At 47.9% G+C, this 21662-nt stretch carries 13 protein-coding genes and 2 tRNA genes; 6 read left to right on the top strand and 9 right to left on the bottom strand.

Annotated elements, in window-relative coordinates; all coding sequences use genetic code 11:
- Positions 1 to 345: 345 nt before the first annotated feature.
- On the top strand, positions 346 to 573 hold the full coding sequence (locus QU605_RS13495) for a hypothetical protein (RefSeq protein WP_289725847.1): 228 nt from the start codon (positions 346 to 348) through the stop codon (positions 571 to 573).
- Between the two features lie 207 nt (positions 574 to 780).
- Here QU605_RS13495 and QU605_RS13490 read toward each other — a convergent pair whose 3' ends face one another.
- The 6 genes from QU605_RS13490 to QU605_RS13465 form a co-directional block, all read right to left on the bottom strand.
- On the bottom strand, positions 781 to 1185 hold the full coding sequence (locus tag QU605_RS13490; protein WP_289725846.1) for a BfmA/BtgA family mobilization protein: 405 nt from the start codon (positions 1183 to 1185) through the stop codon (positions 781 to 783).
- A 259-nt stretch (positions 1186 to 1444) separates the two neighbouring features.
- Positions 1445 to 2707, bottom strand: coding sequence for a site-specific integrase (locus tag QU605_RS13485; RefSeq protein WP_289725845.1), 1263 nt, complete (start codon positions 2705 to 2707; stop codon positions 1445 to 1447).
- Between the two features lie 218 nt (positions 2708 to 2925).
- Positions 2926 to 3000 (bottom strand) — tRNA-Pro (locus tag QU605_RS13480).
- Between the two features lie 38 nt (positions 3001 to 3038).
- Positions 3039 to 3122 (bottom strand) — tRNA-Ser (locus QU605_RS13475).
- A 180-nt stretch (positions 3123 to 3302) separates the two neighbouring features.
- Positions 3303 to 5699: a Plug domain-containing protein gene (locus QU605_RS13470; RefSeq protein WP_289725844.1), complete on the bottom strand. Its 2397-nt coding sequence runs from the start codon at positions 5697 to 5699 to the stop codon at positions 3303 to 3305.
- 236 nt (positions 5700 to 5935) lie between these two features.
- Entirely contained in the window at positions 5936 to 7984 is a 2049-nt protein-coding gene (locus QU605_RS13465; RefSeq protein WP_289725843.1) for an HD family phosphohydrolase, read from the bottom strand.
- 107 nt (positions 7985 to 8091) lie between these two features.
- Between QU605_RS13465 and QU605_RS13460 the strand changes: the two genes are divergently transcribed.
- Complete coding sequence (locus QU605_RS13460; RefSeq protein WP_289725842.1) at positions 8092 to 9270, top strand: acetyl-CoA C-acyltransferase; 1179 nt, start codon at positions 8092 to 8094, stop codon at positions 9268 to 9270.
- A 15-nt stretch (positions 9271 to 9285) separates the two neighbouring features.
- Entirely contained in the window at positions 9286 to 10038 is a 753-nt protein-coding gene (locus QU605_RS13455; protein ID WP_289725841.1) for a C40 family peptidase, read from the top strand.
- A 51-nt stretch (positions 10039 to 10089) separates the two neighbouring features.
- Here QU605_RS13455 and QU605_RS13450 read toward each other — a convergent pair whose 3' ends face one another.
- Both QU605_RS13450 and gyrA read right to left on the bottom strand, forming a co-directional pair.
- Positions 10090 to 11352, bottom strand: a complete 1263-nt coding sequence (locus QU605_RS13450; RefSeq protein ID WP_289725840.1) for a tetratricopeptide repeat protein — start codon at positions 11350 to 11352, stop codon at positions 10090 to 10092.
- A 35-nt stretch (positions 11353 to 11387) separates the two neighbouring features.
- Positions 11388 to 13937 carry a DNA gyrase subunit A gene (gyrA, locus tag QU605_RS13445; RefSeq protein ID WP_289725839.1) on the bottom strand — a complete coding sequence of 850 codons (2550 nt, stop codon included), beginning with the start codon at positions 13935 to 13937 and terminating at the stop codon, positions 11388 to 11390.
- A 262-nt stretch (positions 13938 to 14199) separates the two neighbouring features.
- Here gyrA and QU605_RS13440 point away from each other — a divergent pair, with 262 nt between their 5' ends.
- Positions 14200 to 16758, top strand: a complete 2559-nt coding sequence (locus QU605_RS13440) for an ATP-dependent Clp protease ATP-binding subunit (RefSeq protein WP_289725838.1) — start codon at positions 14200 to 14202, stop codon at positions 16756 to 16758.
- 200 nt (positions 16759 to 16958) lie between these two features.
- Positions 16959 to 17369, top strand: coding sequence for an STAS/SEC14 domain-containing protein (locus QU605_RS13435; protein ID WP_289725837.1), 411 nt, complete (start codon positions 16959 to 16961; stop codon positions 17367 to 17369).
- Between the two features lie 12 nt (positions 17370 to 17381).
- Here QU605_RS13435 and QU605_RS13430 read toward each other — a convergent pair whose 3' ends face one another.
- Positions 17382 to 18947, bottom strand: a complete 1566-nt coding sequence (locus tag QU605_RS13430) for an NAD(P)H-hydrate dehydratase (RefSeq protein WP_289725836.1) — start codon at positions 18945 to 18947, stop codon at positions 17382 to 17384.
- 262 nt (positions 18948 to 19209) lie between these two features.
- Between QU605_RS13430 and thrA the strand changes: the two genes are divergently transcribed.
- Positions 19210 to 21648, top strand: coding sequence for a bifunctional aspartate kinase/homoserine dehydrogenase I (gene thrA / locus QU605_RS13425; RefSeq protein ID WP_289725835.1), 2439 nt, complete (start codon positions 19210 to 19212; stop codon positions 21646 to 21648).
- Positions 21649 to 21662: the final 14 nt, after the last annotated feature.

The following is a 21662-nucleotide window of genomic DNA, read 5'->3' as shown; positions in this document are numbered from 1 at the left end:
TCGATTATGAAATACCCGCTGAAGTATTTAAAAAAGCAGCATGAATATTTATATAAATTTGAAAGAAAGCTGTCCTAAAGATTGGGGGATCTACACAGTATAATAAACAAAGAATGGGTCTCAATAAAGAGGCTCATTCATGTTCTTTGAAATAAGGAAAGTTTGTTAGAGACGATTAAATAAGGATTCTTTATTCTTTAGTATGGTAAATTGGCGCTAGATTATTTTTACCTATATGAAATGTAGGAATTGTAGTAAATCGAATTGCCTTAAGAAGGGAAAACGAAATGGTAAACAACTTCCACCCAATCCAATAAAAAACTAACTTTACGGAAAATGGCGATAATGAACATCGAAACGATAAAACTGGAACTGATGTACCTGCTCTTGCAGACACAGGAAGAATCCCTGTTGGCGAAGATCAAAAAGGTGTTTGAAGAGGAACGTACCGACTGGTGGGACGAAATGGACGGGGAAGAACGCCAAGAGATCCAGAAGGGGATCGAACAGGCCGACAAGGGTCAGTTCGCCCCTCATGAGAAAGTCATGAAACGCTTTGATAAATGGCGTTGAATACAACTACAAGACCTATCAAGGTCAAGAATTAACAAAAGACCTAGGTCTGAACACCCATCAATTGGTAGGTTCTGGCAGATAGATCCTCTGGCCGAGGATTACATGTACGACTCCACCTATGCGTTCCAATGGGATTATGAATTTTCAAATTTCCCGGTTCAAATCCCAAATCTTGCCAAACTAACCCTACGTAGCGAGGCAGACTCAATACGTTCCACCGCTCTGCTCAAACCTTCTGAGCTCGTCTTCCAGTGTTTTGGAGTCCCAGGTCGGTATACGCCCGGTTTCGGTATTGATATTTGCTTGTAATTCAGCATCAAAAAGGGATTGCAGCATTTCAACTGTGGGCTTGGTGTGCTTTTGCTCGATAGCCCTTAATACCCCAATTATGGCATTCAAGCGATTTAATAGCCTTTTCTCAACTTTCCCTAGATCATTTGGAATGGAATCACATGGGGTGAGATGATTCCTTTCAAAAAAGTCCAGCATGTGCCTCAAAGTAACGGACTGTGAAGTCTCCTGGGCTTTGCAAAAGGTGCGAAAGTCCTTCACCACGGATGCCTTGATCCGTAAGGTGATAAACTGCTCATTTTGATATTCCGGATCCATTTTTTACGAAAATTTGAACTGATTATCAGTTCGTTATACCCTTTTTGTATTAAAAACGAGAGCGAGCCTGAAGTCGGAAGCAACATAACTCATTGAAATCATGACGTTTATGAATTGTAACCGGCGCGCCGCCGGTTACCCTCTTGCTTCTTCCGAACTTCCTTTGCGGAGCAAAGAAATTATTGGATACTTTGAAAGTACTTCCCGCTAGTATTACCCACAATACGGCCTTAGATTCACGAGTAAGGATACCCCTTCCCTACCCTTCGTTCTGCAAACGGCGATTGGTAGTTGGTTGCGCAACTACCATTTTTTGTCTGAGCATTTCCATATCCTGCCCGACTTTCCTTTCAAGCACGCGGGCATAAATCTGTGTGGTGGAGAGCTTGGTATGGCCAAGCATTTTGGATACTGACTCGATGGGCACTCCATTGGATAACGTTATGGTGGTGGCAAATGTATGCCTGGCGGTATGAAAGGTTATGTGCTTATGGATGCCGCAAGCCTGACGGATCTCTCGGAGATGCCTGTTGGTTTTGGGATTGCTATACACCGGCAGGAGCCTACCCCGTTCATTGGTATACGGATCCGCCAGGTATTTTTCAATGATCGCCATTGCCTGGGGTAGTAAAGGAACTTTTACGGCTTGCGATGTTTTCTCCCGTTGTGTATTAATCCAGTAGTTCCCGTCAATGCCTAAAACAAGTTGATCCCTTGTAAGCCCAAATACATCGATGTAAGAAAGGCCGGTATAACATGAAAAAAGAAAAACATCCTTCACGCGTTCAACCCCAACATGGTTAAAGATTGTCTCCTCTATCCGTCTCAGTTCTCGTTGGGTCAGGAAAGTCCGTTCAACCTTCTTATAGCGTCTCTTATAATTTACGAACGGGTCTTTATCAAGCCATTCCAATCGCACGGCCAAACGCACCATTTTCATCAGCCGCTCCATATGCTTCATGGCACCGTTTTGAGTACAGGGCTTGTAGCGTTGCAGGTGAGCCGTATTTAGAATGTAATGTTCGAACTCAGTTATAAACTGATAATTTAGTCGCTTAAGGGGGATGTCGGGGATCCCATATTTTTCTTCCAAAAAACGAAAAAGGTATTTCCCCGTTCCGGAATAGTTCTTCAATGTACCCGGTGCCAGGACGGATGCTTGAGTATTGTTGTGGTACTCCAGAATATCCTTCAGGGTCTTGAAATCCTCATCCGTGCCCAAATACCTGGCTTTGATGGCTTGGGCAGTAATGGCTTTTCCTTCCGATAGCAGTTGCCGGTGCGCCTCCATGATTAGCCGATGGACCTCATCCAAGTAGCTGTTCATTAAACGGGCCTTATGGTGGGTACCGATCATTTTGCCCCGTTTAGGGTCCCATTCATTCACCGCAACATTGCGTTTAAGGCTGATTTCCGCCCGCCTTTGATTGACAGTAATTCGGGCGTAAATAGTGAGGTTTTGAGGGTTCCCGGTATGGTCCCTTACGAAAATTAATACAGCTAACGTGTTGGAATTGCGCATAATACAGGTTTTTAAGTTTGAAACAATCCTTGCGAGCAAAGACATCCCAAAACAGCCTTTTGTCAGGCTAAATTATGCGCAATGAACGTACCGAAGTCTTCACCAGACTCCACTAATATTTGCTGGTTTTAAATGATATCATTTGATATCGCTAAAAAGAGAAAGCACTGTCAAACAGTCAGTTAACAGTGCTTTTGTTGTCCGCTGAATGCGGTTCGTCGGGGTGGCAGGATTCGAACCTGCGGCCTCCTGCTCCCAAAGCAGGCGCGATAACCGGGCTACGCTACACCCCGAAAATTATTTTTGAATACCGGAACGGATCCGATCTCAGCGGAGAGACTGGGACTCGAACCCAGGCGACGGTTACCCGTCGACAGATTAGCAATCTGCTCCGTTACCACTCCGGCACCTCTCCAATAAATATGTTATGAACGTTCGGGAATCAATCCCTTAATTGCGGAGGCAAATGTAGTTTTTCAGAGACTGGCACGCAACTTTTTCAGGTTTTTTTTAGACCCTAAAAAACACCCCCTTTAATTCGGGACAAATTTGCCTGCAATCGACGGGATTTCTATCCCTCGGGGGGCAAATTTCATCAAAAAGCCTTCCGAAACGACCCTACCCTGCCGTCAGGGGTGAGCGTTTCCACCGAGAGCACTGCATCCTTTACCTCGGCAGGGGCAGAAAACTCGATAACTGCCTCCCCATTCTTATCGGTCTGTATGGAAGGATTCCAATACAAAGTGGGGGAAGGTGTTTTTCGAAGTTTACGATTCTTTTGCCGTTCGGCAATATAGGTGTCGAAGTCCAGAGCAGGTTCATAGCCTTTAAAATACAGCCCGCCTTCCTTTCGGTTCACGTAGTCCAGCATATTGCCACTCCGAGTATACACAATCATAACTCCGGTTGGCGCCTGTACCCCAAAAATAGCGGCCTGGCCGGCATCGATGATAAATTCCATCCGAAGGATATCCAAGGGGGTTAAAAAGGTCAGCGGGCTCAAATAGGGATCGTTTTGCGTTCTCAGTACCTGACCGTCAACCACCCACAGAATACTGCCTCCACCCCGTCTGAGGTGATAGAGCTGAGGTAAGCCCTCCACGGTATAAGTTATTTGTACACCAGGTATTTTGCGCAAAAGAATGTCCATGGGAAGGGGTTTCTTAATATCCTGGTAGACCACGTCATTCGGATTTGGCCGGATCCCGTACAGGCTGGGCACTAATTCCTGTTCCCTTTTACGCAAGTCTTCTACGGTTACTTCTTTGAGTTGTACCACACCTGTGGTATCAAACGCGACCGGGGGTGTTGTTTCTACAAATTCCTTCTTGCGTTGTGCCTTGCGCAATATCTTGCTCTCCGTCACCTCCGCTTCGGATGGTGCTTCAGTCTTAGTTGCCCCCTTTCCCCGGCTCAGGGTTTCAGTAATAGGCCTCAGTTTCACAAGCCTTCCCTCCTGTTCCTCGCTTTTTGTCCTGAAAACAAATTGAGTCTCCCCGATGACATTCAAATCCTCAACATGCAGAATCCCTGCAGCATCTGTCTTGAGTTCACGAATCACCAGGGTTGAATCAGAGGTGGCCATCATCTGAATATCCGTATTAGCCAACAGCACATTGTCCAGGGTATAGGCCGCACCGTGTAATTCAAGGCTGCGTTCTACCGGATAGCGAATTTCATTGGGGGTTGCCCGCTCCTTTGCTTCTTCTGCCAGGCTCTGGGCCTTTAAGTCCTCCAGAAAACGTATGCTTCTACTGTCTGTCAGATCTGCATCGATTGATATGGGTTTCAGATACTGGTCTATTCCGGACTTCGAAATGGATGAAGGGCTATTCACCGCCGCAGAAAGATCCGTTTGTACCGGGTTCCCCTCAGTGTCTGTAACCTTTATCCGATAAGCCATCTTCCCATCCTTTCTCAGGTTATTTCGAAGCGGTTCGGCTTGTATGACCAGTTCTTCTTTGGTATCTATCCATACTGGGCGTTCGGCCCAGCTTACCTGATCCATCCCGGTAAGGCTAAAGGTCATCAGTCCCTGGGGAAGGGATGCTTTGGATATATCGAGGGAGGCCATGCCATCCTCTAGTTCGAGCACGTGTATAAAGTACGATTGTGTGTCCTTCTTTCCTTCCAGGACTACGGGCACTCCTGTTAAAGATTCCGTAGCTGAGACTTCAATGCGGATTTTTTCAGGGGAAAGGGAATTTACCTTGAGGGAATACCCCTCTTTTTGAATTTCAGGCAGCCGGGCTACGGGCCCTTCAGACGGTTTGAAGGAATACACTTTACCTGCCTGAGGTTGAAAAATGGCCATCCCATATCCTCTGGAATACGACTGGACATCTGCGACTGTATTTCCATTTTCATCTACAATGCTGCCTTCCACGGAGCCAATAGCGCCCTGGGCAGAACGAGAGGACAATACCAGGCGATTGGAAATACCGGCCAATAGGCGACCGCCTTCCGGATAAAATTCCAGACGGTAATTACCCTTGTTCTCCGTCGCATCCATCAGATCCGGATCATCACCTACCTGAATGGTTTTGCGATAGTACTGCTCCTGACCATAATTCTTCATCCATCGGGTATAGGCCCATAATTCATATTGTCCATCCTTTAATTTTTCGGGAAGTTTCAGCACGCCTTCTCCCGATCCTGCTGCAACCGGATGATACTGGGTGCTTACCAAGGCGTTACTGGCATCCCGCAACTCGAGACGCAATACGCCACTGGGGCTCAGACGCCTTTGGGTAGGTCCGTTGTACACATAGGCCTTGAAGAATATCATTTCCCCTGCATCTGCCTTTTCTTTGTCCACATGCAGGTATACGTGCTCTTCCCATAACGCAAGGGAATCAACAGCGGTGCGCTCCTGGATCTCAAAGACCGGGGTTGCATTCCAATTGAATTCCGGAGCATTGATATCCCCCTGGGCGTAAGTCAAGGCGATAGCACTGAATAGCACGACGACAAGTGAAAAGTTTTTGCTCATGGTTAATTGCTTTATGTAGACCTATTAAAAATAACGGTTAACCCTTGTCGTTCCAATCCATTTAGGATGGAATTAACAATTGATTATCAGTGCTTAACCCCGCACATTCCTGCATATGAATGCCGGATCACGGAAAAAAGAACCGGACATCACGAAGGAATGTTTCGTCTTTACAAGGAGGATTCAAGCAACTATTATGCCGAAAAACGCCCATTTACGAGAAGAAGAATGAAGATTTATTCGGGGTATTCAACCCTCAGGTGGTAAATGTTGGTCAGGCGTTGTTTTAAAACCTTTTTGACCGCTTCGATATCCTTGAAGGTTATGTCCGCATTGAGAAACTGTCCGGCCTGCATCTGCCCGTCTATGATCCGGTCCACAAAGGCATCGAGCATGGGATAGGTTGGATTCACAAGACTTTTGGAGGCAGCTTCAACAGCATCCGACATCATCAGGATAGCGGTTTCCCTGGAAAATGGCGTGGGTCCGGGATACCTGAAATCTTCCTCTCTGGTATCTTCCGGTTGTTCTTCCATGGATTTTTTATAGAAGTAGTACACCAGTGTGGTCCCGTGATGGGTCCGGATAAAGTCGATCACCCGGTCCGGAAGGTTGTTTTTCCGGGCCATTTCAATGCCTTCAATCACGTGCCGGATAATAATCTCAGCACTCTTGGCCGGGTCCAGGTCATCGTGAGGATTGATATTTGTCGTTTGATTTTCTGTAAAAAAAGTGGGGTCATTCATCTTCCCGATGTCGTGATAGAGCGCCCCTACCCTAACCAGCATGGCATTTGCCCCAATCTCGTTTGCGGCTGCCTCAGCCAGATTTGCCACCTGAAGGGAGTGGTTGAAGGTCCCGGGAGCCCTGTTGGACATTTCCTTGAGCAGCTTGGAGTTGGTATCCGAAAGTTCCAAAAGTGAAACATCGGATACCATTCCAAACATCTTTTCATAGATGTAGATCAGCGGTTGGGCAAAAAGCGTAATCATCCCATTGAGCAGGAAGAACCCAAAATTCAACCAAACCACGTTTTCAAGATTCCCTTCATGTATAATGTGAAATGCAAAATATCCGATAATATAAATCAGGGTGATCTGCCCAACCGAGATGAAGAGATTGGCCCGCTTATACAGCTCAGAAATCGTCAGGATGGTGACGATACCAGCCACAATCTGAAGAAAGATATACTCAAAACTGTTGGGTACTACAAACCCGAGGATCAGCACGGTAAGCACGTGAACAAACAAACCGAGGCGGGCGTCAAAAAAGGTTTTAAGAATGAGCGGAAGAATACAAAGGGGCACGACGTAAACAAGGCCTGCGTTATACTTAACCACCAAAGTGGTCAGGAAAACGACCACGAGGATATTGAAGAAGATAAAAGTTACGTTAACATTGTTCCGATACACCTCAGGGCGATATTTCTTGAGAAATAGCAAAAGCATCATCAAAACAAGGGCGACGAGGATCGTATAACCCGCTAGGATGAAATAGGAATTGCTGGCGGTCCATAATTCAGACTCGTATTCGGATTTGAGGGATTCGAGAATCTTCAGGTTTTCGGACTCCACGACTTCCCCTTTGGCAATAATAAGCTTCCCTTCATCCACATTCCCCCGGGTTGAGGATATGTTGGCGAGCTTGTTCTGAATTTCCTTTTCGGTTAGTTCGGAATCCGAGCGCACATTGGGCCGGACAACCCGGGCCATGAGGCTTACAAAATCTTCTGAATACCGGTCCAGACCCTGCCTGCCAACCATGGTCCTGACCAGGGATTCCAGGGAATCCGAATAGTGGACCAGCCTAGCCGGCATCCTTCGCGCCTCATTGTTCCTAACCAGGTAGATTTCCCCGTCAAGCGGGTGTTCCTCAACTGAGGCAACCCCAGTGGTGTAAATGCTATCGAGGATCTGAACCCCGGCCCGAAGCATATAATCATAACCCCTTCTGGAGAGCGACGCTTCCTGAAATACTTCAGGGAAAAGCGTATTGTAATCTTCGAAAACATTTGCGGAGACCGAAGTGTCAAACCGGTAATACGGAATTTGTTCTGTCTGAATTGCATTTCGCTCCGCCTGTATGTCCTCCTGGGACTTTCGTATTGAGAAATCAAAAGGGGCGTAAAGGTTCTCGTATTGCCATGGTTTTCCTTTTTGAAATTCATATTTAAACTGTCCTCCCCTGGGAAAGAAAAATACAATACAGGCGACACTCAGCAAATACAGGATGTACTTGTAGATTGCGGATTGGGATCGGTACAGGGAATCCAGGCGTTTGGACATCTTTTCAGGACTTGGGTTCAAAAATAGGAAAAACCCCGGGGGTTTTTATCAGAACAGAAAAGGCATCCGTTTAAATTTATTAATTTCGCAACAGAAAACAGACATTGATGAAAGAGGTTGTTATCGTTTCCGCAGTCCGCACTCCCATAGGCAGTTTTATGGGATCCTTATCTACTGTTCCTGCGCCACAGCTCGGGGCTACAGCAATTAAAGCTGCGCTTGATAAAATAGGTCTTGAACCATCACGGGTCCAGGAAGTAATTATGGGGCACGTCGTTCAGGCAGGCGCTGGGCAGGCACCTGCGCGACAGGCAGCGATCAATGCCGGGATTCCAGATACAGTGCCCTGTACTACGGTTAACAAGGTATGCGCTTCCGGAATGAAAGCCGTAATGCAGGCTGCCCAGGCCATTGCCCTGGGAGACCGGGAAATAATGGTCGCCGGTGGTATGGAAAATATGAGCCTGATCCCACATTACCTGCACCTGAGAAACGGAAAGAAATTCGGGCCGGAAACCCTGATCGATGGGATGCAAAAAGACGGCCTGGTCGATGCTTACGACCAACAGGCCATGGGGGTGTGTGCAGATGCCTGTGCCCTGGAATACGAATTCAGCCGGGAAGATCAGGATGCCTTTGCCATTCAATCATATAACCGCTCTGCGGCTGCCTGGGAAAGTGGCAAATTTGACGATGAAGTGATCCCTGTATCGGTCCCACAACGACGCGGTGAGCCACTTGTGGTTTCACGGGATGAGGAATACACCAATGTGAAAATGGAGAAAATACCTCAACTCAGGCCCGCATTCACGAAAGAAGGTACCGTCACCGCTGCCAATGCGTCTACCATCAATGACGGGGCTGCCGCCCTGGTTCTGATGAGTGCAGATAAGGCTGCAGAACTGGGATTAGCCCCCCTGGCGACCATCAGGTCTTATGCGGATGCAGCCCAGGAGCCCAAATGGTTTACAACGGCTCCGGCCAAAGCCCTGCCCTTGGCGCTGGACAAAGCAGGAATAGCCCAGGAGGATATCGACTTTTTCGAATTCAATGAAGCCTTCAGTGTTGTTGGTTTGGCTAATATCAAACTATTGGGACTCACAGATAAGAATGTAAATGTCCATGGAGGGGCGGTTTCACTCGGACACCCCCTTGGATGTTCAGGAGCCCGAATCCTGGTGACCCTTATTCATGTCCTTCGACAACACAATGGTCACCTGGGTGCTGCTGCTATATGCAATGGTGGTGGAGGAGCTTCAGCCATGGTATTGGAACACAGCAAATAAGCATAGACGGACCTCATGGACTACGGTATCTGCCCACTGAGCATGGTCCCCGTTTATCAAAGCGCGGAAGTCAGTTCAGGTTGGGTAACCCAACTCCTCTACGGCGAAGTCTTTAAAATCCCGGAGGCGCGAAAACACTGGAGCCGAATACGAACCCCTTCAGACCGTTGCGAAGGCTGGGTTCGCAATACCCAGATATCTTCGATTAGCGAAGCCGAATACACCCAACTTAAAAACCCGGATGGAATGCAGATCGCCTCCGATCTGATCTCACATATATGCACATCCGACGGATTACTAATCCCGATACCTGTAGGTGCAAGTGTTCACGGGGCTTCTGCTCTGTCACACTCCCATGAAGGTGCCACTTTCGAGGCCGGCACCCTCAAGCGATCCCTGGTGGATACCGCCCTGCTCTACCTCAACAGTCCGGAATTAAAAGGCGGACGCTCCCCCTTTGGCATTGACGCTGATGGATTAACACAAATGGTGTACCGGACCATGGGGGTTATGCTCAGCCGACAGGCAGCCGAACAGGCCTCCCAGGGAAGCCCGCTTAGCTTCATTGAAGAAAGTGAGCCTGGCGACCTGGCCTTTTTTGACACCCCCGATGGGGTGATCAACCATGTGGGATTGATTATGGGAGACAACTACATCATCCACTGCCATGGCAAAGTGCGCATAGACCGATTGGACCATACCGGTATCTTCAACGCCGACCAACGCAGGTATACGCATCCATTGCGGGTGATCGTAAAGATTTTATAATAAAAAAAGCCCCGCAAATGCAGGGCTTTCACTTCTATTTCCGACAGGAGCTTATTCTCCCAACAGCTTCTTAATTCGCATGAAGTTTTCATTATCTCCCAATGCCCCGTAGATATTCTTGAGCTGAGACAGGACCGCTTCGTTATCCGGATTGGTCTTGAGTGCATCTTCCAGAACCTTAGCGCCTTCTTTGAAAAGTTCGTCCTTCTGGCTTTTGTAGGCATCGTATTGCTCGAGATCTGCGCGGGATGTACCCAGTGCGTTCATATCATCGATGAGTCCATTACCTTCATTGACATAGGTAGTGGAAAGGTTTAATTGCGCATTTACATAACCGGGATTGATTTCTATGGCTTTCCTGTAAGCTGCACGGGCTCCTTCGATATCGCCCTGCTCCATATTGATAACTCCGATGTTGTAGTGAAGGTCCGGGTTGTCCGGTGCCATGCGTGCCGCCTCGGCCATAAGTGCTTTAAACTTGTCTTTATCCCCTAGCTGATAGTAGAGGTTGGCCTCGTTTAGCACCAGGTTTACATCATCAGGGTTGTCGGCACGGGCCTCTTTATAAGCATCCAGCGCTTCTTCATTGTTCCCGAGCTGGGTGTAAATCAAAGCGATATTACGCACGATTTCAGCCCGCTTGGATTCGGTTTTCTCATCAACCGGATTGGAATACGTTCCCGACTTAACCATCAGATCCCGCTGCGTCTTTTGCATGACTTCCACCTCACCGGTTTCCACATTGGTGGCCCTGTATTCCATTTGGCTCCCGTCGTAACCCACGTCTTTCAATTCCTTATAATAATCGAGGGCCATTTGATAATCCCCGCTATTGACCGCGCTACTGGCCGCATAATACAGATAGATTGTATCCCGCGGGCTCAATTGATACGCCATGTACAATTTATCAGCGGCGTCCGTGTACTTTTTGGCTTTGTTGTCCTCTACGGCTGCATTGACCAGATCGTTGGCCACAGCCGACATTTGTGCCGATGCCTCGGCAGTATACTTTGCCTTTCCAGTGGATTCTTCAAGGCTAATGACTTTCTTATAGGCATCTACGGACTCTCCAAAGGCAGACATATCCCCTTTACGGGCCAAATCGGCATAGGCGTGGCCTTTTAGGAAGTAGTACTGTGCCTGGGTGCGTTCATCAGCCCCGGCAATCAGGCCCGAAGCGCTTTCCAAGCTCGCCTTGGCTGCAGCGGCGTCACCGCTTTTCATAGCCTTTTCGGCGGCCTTTATTTCTGATTTTTGTGAAAAACCGGCCAGACCAATCAGTAAGGCCGTCATAATTAACAATTTGGTTTTCATGAAGTAGTATTTAATTCTAGTTAGTGTTTGTTTATTTACGTGGTTTCAGGGGTATTCGGATCATCTGACGTTTCATCATTATCAAGAGACGTGCCATCTTCTGTTTGTACATCCATATTGAGGATATCCGTATCGTCTACGTCCTCTTCGTCCTTCATTACTTTGGCCACAGCCGCAATGGAATCCGAATCCTTTAAGTTGATCAGGCGCACACCCTGAGTTGCCCGCCCCATAGTCCGCAGATCCTCAACGCTCATCCGAATGGCAATCCCTGATTTATTGATGATCATCAGATCATCCAGATCGGAGACATTCTTTATAGCGACGAGCCCGCCGGTCTTATCGGTAATGGAAATGGTCTTGACACCTTTCCCTCCCCGGTTCGTGATCCTGTAATCATCAATGCTGGAGCGCTTGCCATAACCGTGTTCGGAAACGACAAGAATGTCCTCATCGAAATTGTGAACAGACAACATTCCCACGACTTCATCGTCTTCACTGGCCAGGGTAATTCCCCGTACGCCGGATGCATTCCGTCCCATCGGGCGGGTTTTACTCTCCTCAAAACGTATGGCTTTTCCGGATTTAAGACCGAGGAAAATCTCGCTCGAACCTGTAGTCAACTTGGCTTCAAGCAACTCATCTCCTTCACGGATATTTATGGCGATAATCCCATTCTGACGCGGCCTTGAATACTGTTCCAAAGGTGTTTTCTTAACCACACCTTTTTTGGTGGCCATGATCACATAGTGGCTGTTGCAGTAATCCTCATCCTTAAGATCCCGGGTACAGATAAAGGCTTTTACCTTGTCTTCCGGGGCAATATTAATCAGGTTTTGAATCGCCCTTCCCTTGGAAGTACGACTGCCTTCGGGAATTTCATAAACCCGTAGCCAGTAACACTGTCCCTTCTGAGTAAAGAACAACATGTACTGGTGGTTGGTCCCTACAAAGAGATGTTCGAGGAAATCCTCATTTCGGGTCGCTGAGGCTTTCTGCCCTACGCCACCCCGATTCTGAGTCTTGTACTGCGCTAATGGCGTTCGTTTGATATATCCGGCATGGGAAATCGTGATTACCACCTGCTCATCCGGAATCATATCCTCAATGCTGAGGCTTCCGCCTACATAATTGATCTCAGAGCGACGCGTATCCCCATAACGTTCCTTTACCTCAAGGAGTTCTTCCTTAATGATATTCATACGCCGCTCCTCACGGGCAAGTATGTCTTTCAGATCCTCAATGGTGGCAAGGACATCTTCGTACTCACTCCGCAATTTATCCTGTTCCAGGCCTGTAAGCTGACGCAACCGCATTTCGACTATGGCGCGCGCCTGTATCTCTGTCAGCTCGAAGCGCTTGATCAAATTGCTCCGGGCTTCCTCGGCGTTTGCGGACCCTCTGATGATGGCGATGACTTCGTCGATATTGTCCGAAGCGATGATCAGGCCTTCGAGGATATGGGCTCTTTCCTCTGCTTTCCGAAGCTCGTATTCAGAGCGACGGGTAACCACATCATGCCGATGATTCACAAAATGTGTAATCATCTCCTTTAGGTTCAGCAATTGGGGCCTTCCATTAACAAGGGCAATGTTGTTGACGCTGAAGGAAGACTGAAGTGCAGAGTACTTATATAAGGTATTGAGGACGATATTCGGAATCGCATCCCTTTTGAGGACGTAAACAACACGCATCCCTTTCCGGTTGGACTCGTCCCGAATAGCGGAAATACCTTCAATTTTTTTATCGTTGATCAGGTCTACCGTCTTTTTGATCATATCGGCCTTGTTGACCTGGTACGGAATCTCGGTAACCACAATGCACTCCTTGCCCTGAACTTCCTCAAAACTCGCTTTGGCGCGCATCACTACCCGGCCCCTTCCTGTATGGAAGGCCTCCTTTACACCTTCGTACCCATAGATAATCCCACCTGTTGGGAAATCCGGGGCCTTGATATGCTGTATGAGCTCATCAATCTCAATGTCCCTGTTATCGATAAAAGCAATGGTCCCGTCCACAACTTCCGAGAGGTTGTGCGGTGGCATATTGGTCGCCATTCCAACGGCAATCCCGGATGCGCCGTTAATCAAAAGGTTTGGAATACGGGTGGGCAACACTTTTGGCTCCTGAAGGGAGTCGTCGAAATTCAGCTGATGATCCACAGTTTCCTTATCGATATCAGCCAGCATTTCATCGGCAATCCTGCGCATACGAGCCTCTGTATATCGCATTGCTGCAGGGCTGTCCCCATCGATTGACCCAAAATTCCCCTGTCCGTCTACCAGCATGTACCGCAGGCTCCAGTCCTGGGCCATACGCACCATGGTATCGTAAACGGAAGTATCCCCATGAGGGTGATACTTACCGAGCACTTCACCCACAATCCTCGCGGATTTCTTGTGTGCGCTTGTAGAGCGAACTCCGAGTTCGTGCATGCCATAAAGTACCCTTCGGTGAACCGGTTTCAGTCCATCCCGAACATCTGGCAGAGCACGTGACACTATGACCGACATCGAATAGTCGATATAGGCCGATTTCATCTCATCTTCAATGTTAATAGGGATCAATTTTTCTCCTTCCGCCATAATGCAGTTTTCTTTCTGTTCCTGAGGTTAAAAAATCATGCCAATATACGGAAAAACGGCCTTTTCAGAAGATATTAAAATTGATTTATTAAGGAATTTATCAACAGAAACACCCCCTTGAAAGGTTGATAATTTTCAGGTTAAATTTTTTGTAAATCTTCTTAAATTTTGTCTTTTCGTTCCTACATAAGGAATATGGGTACGGTATTTGACGTTCTTATGAATAGATTTCGTAATTTTAGAAAGACTTTAAGGAGGTTTTATGGATGATAATTTTTCACCAAGAGTAAAGGACGTAATTGCCTACAGCAAGGAGGAAGCACTGCGACTCGGCCACGATTTTATCGGGACCGAGCACCTGATGTTGGGCCTGCTTCGGGATGGAAACGGGAAAGCGATAAGCATTCTCGATGCCATGGAAGTGGATCTGGATCACCTGCGCAGGAAGGTTGAAATTCTCAGCCCCCCCAACCCAAGTGCCACTTCTCTGCCAAAGGATAAAAAGAACCTTCACCTGACCCGACAGGCGGAACGGGCGTTAAAAACAACATTTCTGGAGGCGAAACTATTTCAGAGTTCTTCCATAAATACGGCACACCTGTTACTCTGCATCCTTCGAAATGAAAACGACCCCACGACAAAACTCCTCCACAAGATGAAGGTAGATTACGACGGGGTGAAAGAACAGTTTAAGAGTATGATAACAAGTGACAGTGAGGAAGATTACAGCGATTCGCCCTCCGCTGAATCGTTTCCCAGTGATTCTGATGACGTAGGCGAGGGCAAAGAGGGTTCTTATTCCGGCGGATCTTCCCAGAAAGGAAATAAAAAATCCAAAACTCCTGTTCTCGATAACTTCGGCCGTGACCTCACCCAGCTTGCTGAGGAAAACAAACTCGACCCGGTCGTCGGACGCGAAAAAGAAATCGAGCGCGTCTCGCAGATCCTGAGTCGTCGCAAAAAGAACAATCCGCTGCTTATCGGAGAGCCCGGTGTGGGTAAAAGTGCCATCGCTGAAGGTTTGGCCTTGCGCATCATCAACAAAAAAGTATCCCGTATCCTCTATAACAAGCGTGTAGTCACCCTGGATCTGGCCTCCCTTGTGGCAGGCACAAAGTACAGGGGTCAATTCGAGGAACGGATGAAGGCAGTAATGAATGAGCTCGAAAAAAATGACGAGGTTATTCTCTTTATCGATGAGATCCACACTATTGTAGGAGCGGGCGGAGCAACGGGTAGCCTGGATGCCTCCAATATGTTTAAACCTGCCCTGGCCCGGGGTGAAATCCAATGTATCGGAGCTACTACCCTTGACGAATACAGGCAGTATATCGAAAAGGACGGTGCCCTTGAGCGTCGATTCCAAAAGGTAATGGTGGAACCCACTTCTGTAGAAGAAACTATTGAGATCCTCCAGAATATCAAAGGGAAATACGAAGATCACCACAACGTAAATTATACGGACGAGGCGATCGATGCCTGTGTTAAGCTGACCAATCGCTATATCACGGATCGCTTCCTTCCGGACAAAGCCATTGATGCCCTGGACGAGGCGGGGTCGCGGGTGCACATTATCAATATGGACGTCCCCAAACAAATCCTTGAGCTCGAAAAGCAGTTGGAAGAAGTGCGGGAACTCAAAAATAGCGTCGTTAAAAAACAGCGCTATGAAGAGGCCGCCAAACTTCGGGACGATGAAAAACGCCTGGAGAAGGATTTGGCCATTGCACAGGAGAAATGGGAAGAGGACAGCAAATTGCACAGGGAGACGGTTTCTGAAGAAAACGTGGCTGATGTAGTTTCCATGATGAGTGGTATCCCGGTCAATAAGATTGCCCAGACCGAAAGCAACAAACTGGCTGAATTACCTGAGTTGATCAAGAATAATGTGATCGGCCAGGATGAAGCTGTTGCCAAGGTAGCCAAAGCCATTCAGCGAAACCGAGCAGGTCTCAAGGACCCCAATAAGCCAATAGGGAGTTTTATTTTCCTCGGGCAAACGGGCGTGGGTAAAACCCAATTGGCCAAAGTACTGGCCAAGGAGTTATTCGATTCTGAAGATGCACTGATCCGCATCGACATGAGTGAATACATGGAAAAATTTGCGATTTCAAGACTTGTAGGAGCACCTCCCGGATACGTCGGTTACGAAGAAGGGGGACAGCTGACTGAAAAGGTCCGGCGCAAACCCTATTCTGTAATTCTGCTGGACGAGGTGGAAAAAGCCCACCCGGATGTCTTCAATATGCTCTTGCAGGTATTGGATGACGGTTTTCTGACAGACAGTCTCGGGCGGAAAATCGATTTCCGGAATACAATCATTATCATGACCTCCAATATTGGTGCCCGCCAACTGAAGGATTTTGGACAGGGTGTTGGTTTTGGGACGTCTGCAAAAAAATCCCAGGCAGATTCACATCAGAAAAGTGTTATCGAGAATGCCCTTAAAAAGGCATTTGCCCCGGAGTTCCTCAACCGGATTGACGACGTCATGGTCTTCAACCCTCTGGAGCGTGAGGATATTCACAAGATCATAGACATCGAGCTCAAAAAGCTATATGAGCGGATCAGGGACATCGGATATGAATTAAAACTTTCAGATGAGGCCAAGGACTACATTTCTGAAAAAGGCTTCGATAAGGAATACGGCGCCCGACCCTTGAAAAGGGCGATTCAGAAATACATCGAAGATGCCCTGGCTGAAGAAATTGTCAATTCAAAGCTGCAGGAAGGAGACAGTATTGCGATGGATCTCGATAAGAAGGAAGATAAGCTCACAATCAAGATTACCAAAGCGAGTAAATCCTCCAAAGAAGCCTAAGCTTGTAGGAATTTTTTTTCACAAGGAGTCGTAGAAATGCGACTCCTTTTTTTATGGCCAATATGAGCTTACGTAAGAATAACTATACAAGCCCGTAATTGCGACTACCGTAGAAACGATATTTATGTCATTAATCTAAATTTTTTCTCATTCGCATACCCTCCGTCTACTTTCGTCCTGAGACACTAAATGAAAATAGAATGGATTTGGGACCTGCTAAAAAGACGGTAATCGTCAGGGAATACCTGTTGGATGTTGGAAAGATTCAGGTATTTGAAAACTATCTGGTATCGATTTTTGATCAGGGCGCCACCCTGACTCTTGAACGAGCCTATCAAATTATCGGGATCTCCGAAATCCACTTCCGGGATAAGAATTTTGGTTTTATCAGTCACAGGATTAATTCCTATGCCATCGATCCTACGGTGTATACCTATTTTAGGCAACTCGATAATCTGAAAGCGTTCGCAGTTGTCTCCAACAAGGAGGTAGACATGCACAACTTTCATATTGAGAAATTGTTCTACAAGAATCCCATGAAATATTTCGTGGATTACCACCAGGCCCTTAAATGGGTGCGAAATAAGATTATCCTCAGCAATCCCGAATAAGGTCCGGTTCTTTCAGTCCTCTGTCACTTCTGTATTTTCGGATTCTTCGTCCTGGACTTCGGTCTGGGTGACTTCTCCTGAGAGTTCTTTGAATGCCGCTCCAATTCCAGAGAGTATTCCGGAAGCCGTAAGGGCTTCATAACCTGTTTCTTTCGCCATTATATCCCCTGCCCTGCCGTGCAGATAAACGCCTAGCCGCGCTGCCTGTATGGGTGGATAACCACTGGCGAGAAGACCTGTAATGATTCCGCTTAGTACATCGCCACTACCGGCCGTGGCCATACCCGGGTTTCCGGTACTATTGATCTCCCCTTTACCTGAATGCAGTACCACCGTATGTGCTCCCTTTATCAGCAGAATACACTTCCATTTTAGCGCAAATTCCAGAGCTTTATCAAGCTTTTCAAAATCGTCTTTCCAGGCTCCCAGAAGTCGTTTCAATTCCCCGGGATGGGGCGTGAGGATACTTTGGCCCGGGATAAACGGGAAAGCCTCCGGGTTTGCACTGAGGATGTTCAGGGCATCTGCATCCAGGAGTACCGGTTTCTTCTGAAGCTTTAACCAGGACAGGAAGGCTTTTTGAACCGCCGGGCCGGTGCCCATACCCATACCAATTCCCATGGTTTGGCCAGCTGCTCCTTCAGGTAATTCCACGTGCTGCTCCATGCCCGGCGTGGTTTGTACCATGACCTCAGGCAATAGGGACTGAAGCGGAATATACCCACATTCGGGGACGCAAGCGGTAACCAGACCTGCCCCGCTTAAAAGGGCTGCCTTTGACGCCAGGGCCACTGCCCCGATTTTTCCTTGACTTCCCCCGACAATAAGCGCGTGTCCGTATGTGCCTTTGTGGGAGAATTTTGAGCGCGTTCGGTACGCAGATTGCAATTGGCCGCCCTGGATCATGGTGTATTGGGCCTCTACCCCTTGCAGATAGCCCTTATCCAGACCGATATCCAAAACTTCCCATTGCCTGACCAGGCTCCCGGTTTGAGGCAGGAAAAAGACAAGTTTTGGACCTCCAAATGTCAGGACGTGACTGGCACTTATAACCTTTTCAGAGTCTTCAACGGGCCGGTCCATGTACATGCCCGATGGCATATCAATACTCAGGATAAAGGCTTTGGAGCTATTTAACGCCTGGAACAGGAGCCCGATCCACGGCTCCGGTGGCCTGTTGAGTCCTATTCCAAAAACGCAATCAACAATAAGGTCTTCGGGGGATAACTCAGGAATCGGGCTATCAGAATCCAGGTATTCCGGCCAGATTTTCCGGGCTTTCAGGCGTTTTAAGTTTGTCAGGAATTCAGGGGACCGGGACGTGCTGTATTTTACGACATAAACCTCAACGTGATAGCCGTGCTCCACAAGTTGACGGGCCAGGACCAAACCATCTCCGCCATTATTTCCAATACCGCAAAATATATGGATGTTTAAAGGAGCGCCCTGAAGGCGCTTGTCCAACCATTCAAAGATCCGTGTCGCCGCCCGCTCCATCAGGTCTGTGCTGGAGATCTCCTGGGCAGCAAGCGTGTGCTTGTCAGCCTCGTAAATTTGTGCGCGGTTTAAAATTTTCATGTCCTGGGGCCAAAATGGATTCCATTGATAAAGGAACTAAATGTGACGGGGATTCGAAAGAAAAATGGGCTGAAAACCCATTTCCATACAATTCAGCCCTTCCTGTTTGGTCTGGTTTTGAAATATACTACATTTGAAGGTTTAGGGCTACCTTAAAAGGATTTTAGCCGCATCGATTTTTAAACCAATGGCCTTGGAAACCCTCTACTGATCCCAGTGTACCAAAGGATTTCAAAACGCCATAAAAAAGCGAAACAGGAAGATGAGGGTACTTAAATTTGGCGGAAGTTCCGTAGCAGGTCCGGAGGCAATTTCGGCAACCCTTGAAATTGTTTCCCGCTCAGAAACCCCTGTTTTTGTAGTGGTTTCCGCCCTGGGCGGGGTTACCGACTTATTGCTGGAAGCCACATTTCATGCCGCTGACCAGCGGGAAGAGTGGCGAGAATCCCTGGAGGAAATAGAAACAAGGTATCTGAATACCGTCCGGGGTTTACTGCCCGTTGCTGAGCATGCCCCCGTACTGAGCAAAGTCAAAAAGGAGCTCAATACATTGGAGACGCTTTTGGAAGGGGCCTACCTCATAGGGGAATCCACCCCAAAACTTCGCGATAAAATTGTTAGTTTCGGAGAACTCCTTTCGGCCTTTATCATTGCGAAATTCTATAAAAGCAAGGGACTTAATGCTGTATTTCAGGACAGTCGTGAGCTGATCCTTACCGATGACACTTTCGGAAATGCCCGGGTGAACCAGGAAAAAACAGAGACTAAGATAAAGGCCGTACTCAGGGGAACAGATCCGGTTGTTGTTTTGCCCGGGTTTATCGCATCTAATGGCGAAGGAGATACCACAACGCTTGGAAGGGGAGGGTCGGATTATTCTGCTGCCCTTATTGCCGGAGCCCTCAGGGCAGATCTGTTGGAGATATGGACCGATGTCAGCGGAATGTTTACCGCAAATCCCAGGTTGGTTAAAGGTGCCCGCCCCATACCCACCTTATCCTACGAAGAGGCCATGGAACTTTCCCATTTTGGGGCCAAAGTCCTTTATCCGCCCACGATACGCCCAGCTTTTCAGGCGGGTATTCCCATTCTGATCAAAAACACCTTTTCCCCTGATGAACCCGGAACACTTATAGAGTCGGATGGCAACCCCCACGGAAGAACCGTACGCGGTATCAGTTACGTGCCAGGGATCGCACTCCTCTCTCTTGAGGGCCCGGGGATGATCGGTATTCCCGGTATCAGCAATCGGTTTTTTAAGGTCCTGTCTCAAAAGGGAATCAATATCGTATTTATTACCCAGGCATCTTCCGAGCATTCCATTTGTGTCGGTATTAATGAAAACCAGGCATCCATCGCCGCCCGCGAGGTTAACCGGGCCTTTGACAGAGAAATCGAAAAGGGCGAAATCTATCCGGTAAAAGAAGAAAAGGACCTTTCCATCGTTGCCCTGGTTGGCGATCGAATGAAGGAACATCAGGGGCTGAGTGGTAGAATGTTCAGCACCCTGGGAAGAAACAATGTCAACATTCGCGCTATTGCCCAGGGAGCCTCGGAGCGCAATATTTCAGCTGTGATCAGGAGTGTGGATGTAAAAAAAGCCCTGAATACCCTTCATGAGACTTTTTTCGAAGAACAGGTAAAGCAGTTGAACCTTTTTGTGATGGGGGTGGGCAATGTTGGCGCCCGCCTGCTGAACCAGATCCGGGATCAGCAGAAATTCCTGAAGAAAGAGCATCGACTGCTCATTCGGGTGGTAGGGATTTCAAATTCCAGGAAAATGGTATACCGGCAATCGGGAATACCCCTGGCCCGGTGGAAATCGGAACTTGAGGAAGGAACAGCGGCCAGTCCACAGGCCTTTTATGATGTGGTTAGAAATGCGAATCTCAGGAATTCTGTCTTCATAGATAATACGGCAAGTGCCGAAATTTCCGGTTGGTACTCCAAATACCTGCAGGAAAGCGTAGCGGTAGTTACCTGTAACAAGATTGCCTGTTCTTCTGTGTATTCTGGCTATCTGAAGCTGAAAGCCTTATCGCGAACCTATGGCGTACCTTTTCTCTTTGAGACCAATGTGGGTGCAGGGCTCCCCGTGATTGACACTCTTAAGAACCTGATTCTCTCCGGAGATCGCGTCCGGAAGATTCAGGCGGTTCTCTCGGGTAGTCTCAATTTTATTTTCAATACCTATGACGGGTCTGAACCTTTTGCAAATGTGGTTCGTGAGGCACAGCTCCAGGGGTTTACGGAACCCGACCCCAGGATCGACCTCAGCGGTGTTGATGTGATGCGAAAGATTTTGATTTTGGCCCGCGAGAGTGGGTTGGAGCTGGAACTTCAAGACATAGAAAATCATTCTTTCCTGCCGGAAGGCGCCGGGGATTCAGCAGATATCGACGCGTTCTACAATACACTTGAGCGTGGAGAACCCCATTTTAAGACACTGTTGTCCGCCGCAAAGAAAAAAGGGGCGAGGCTGAAGTATGTCGCGGAACTCAACAATGGCAAAGCTTCCGTTGGCTTGGAAGAAATTCCGGAAGGCCATGATTTTTACAACCTCAGGGGAAGTGACAATATCGTCTTGTTCTACACGGACCGGTACCCCGAACAACCCCTCATGATTAAGGGAGCAGGGGCCGGAGCGGAGGTGACAGCATCAGGACTCTTTGCAGATATCATCCGCACCGGTAATTATTAAAAACAACTTGTTAG

Origin of the sequence: Robiginitalea aurantiaca, from assembly GCF_030380815.1 — a bacterium.
GTDB lineage: Bacteria > Bacteroidota > Bacteroidia > Flavobacteriales > Flavobacteriaceae > Robiginitalea > Robiginitalea aurantiaca.
This window is presented reverse-complemented; position numbering and strand designations above follow the sequence as displayed.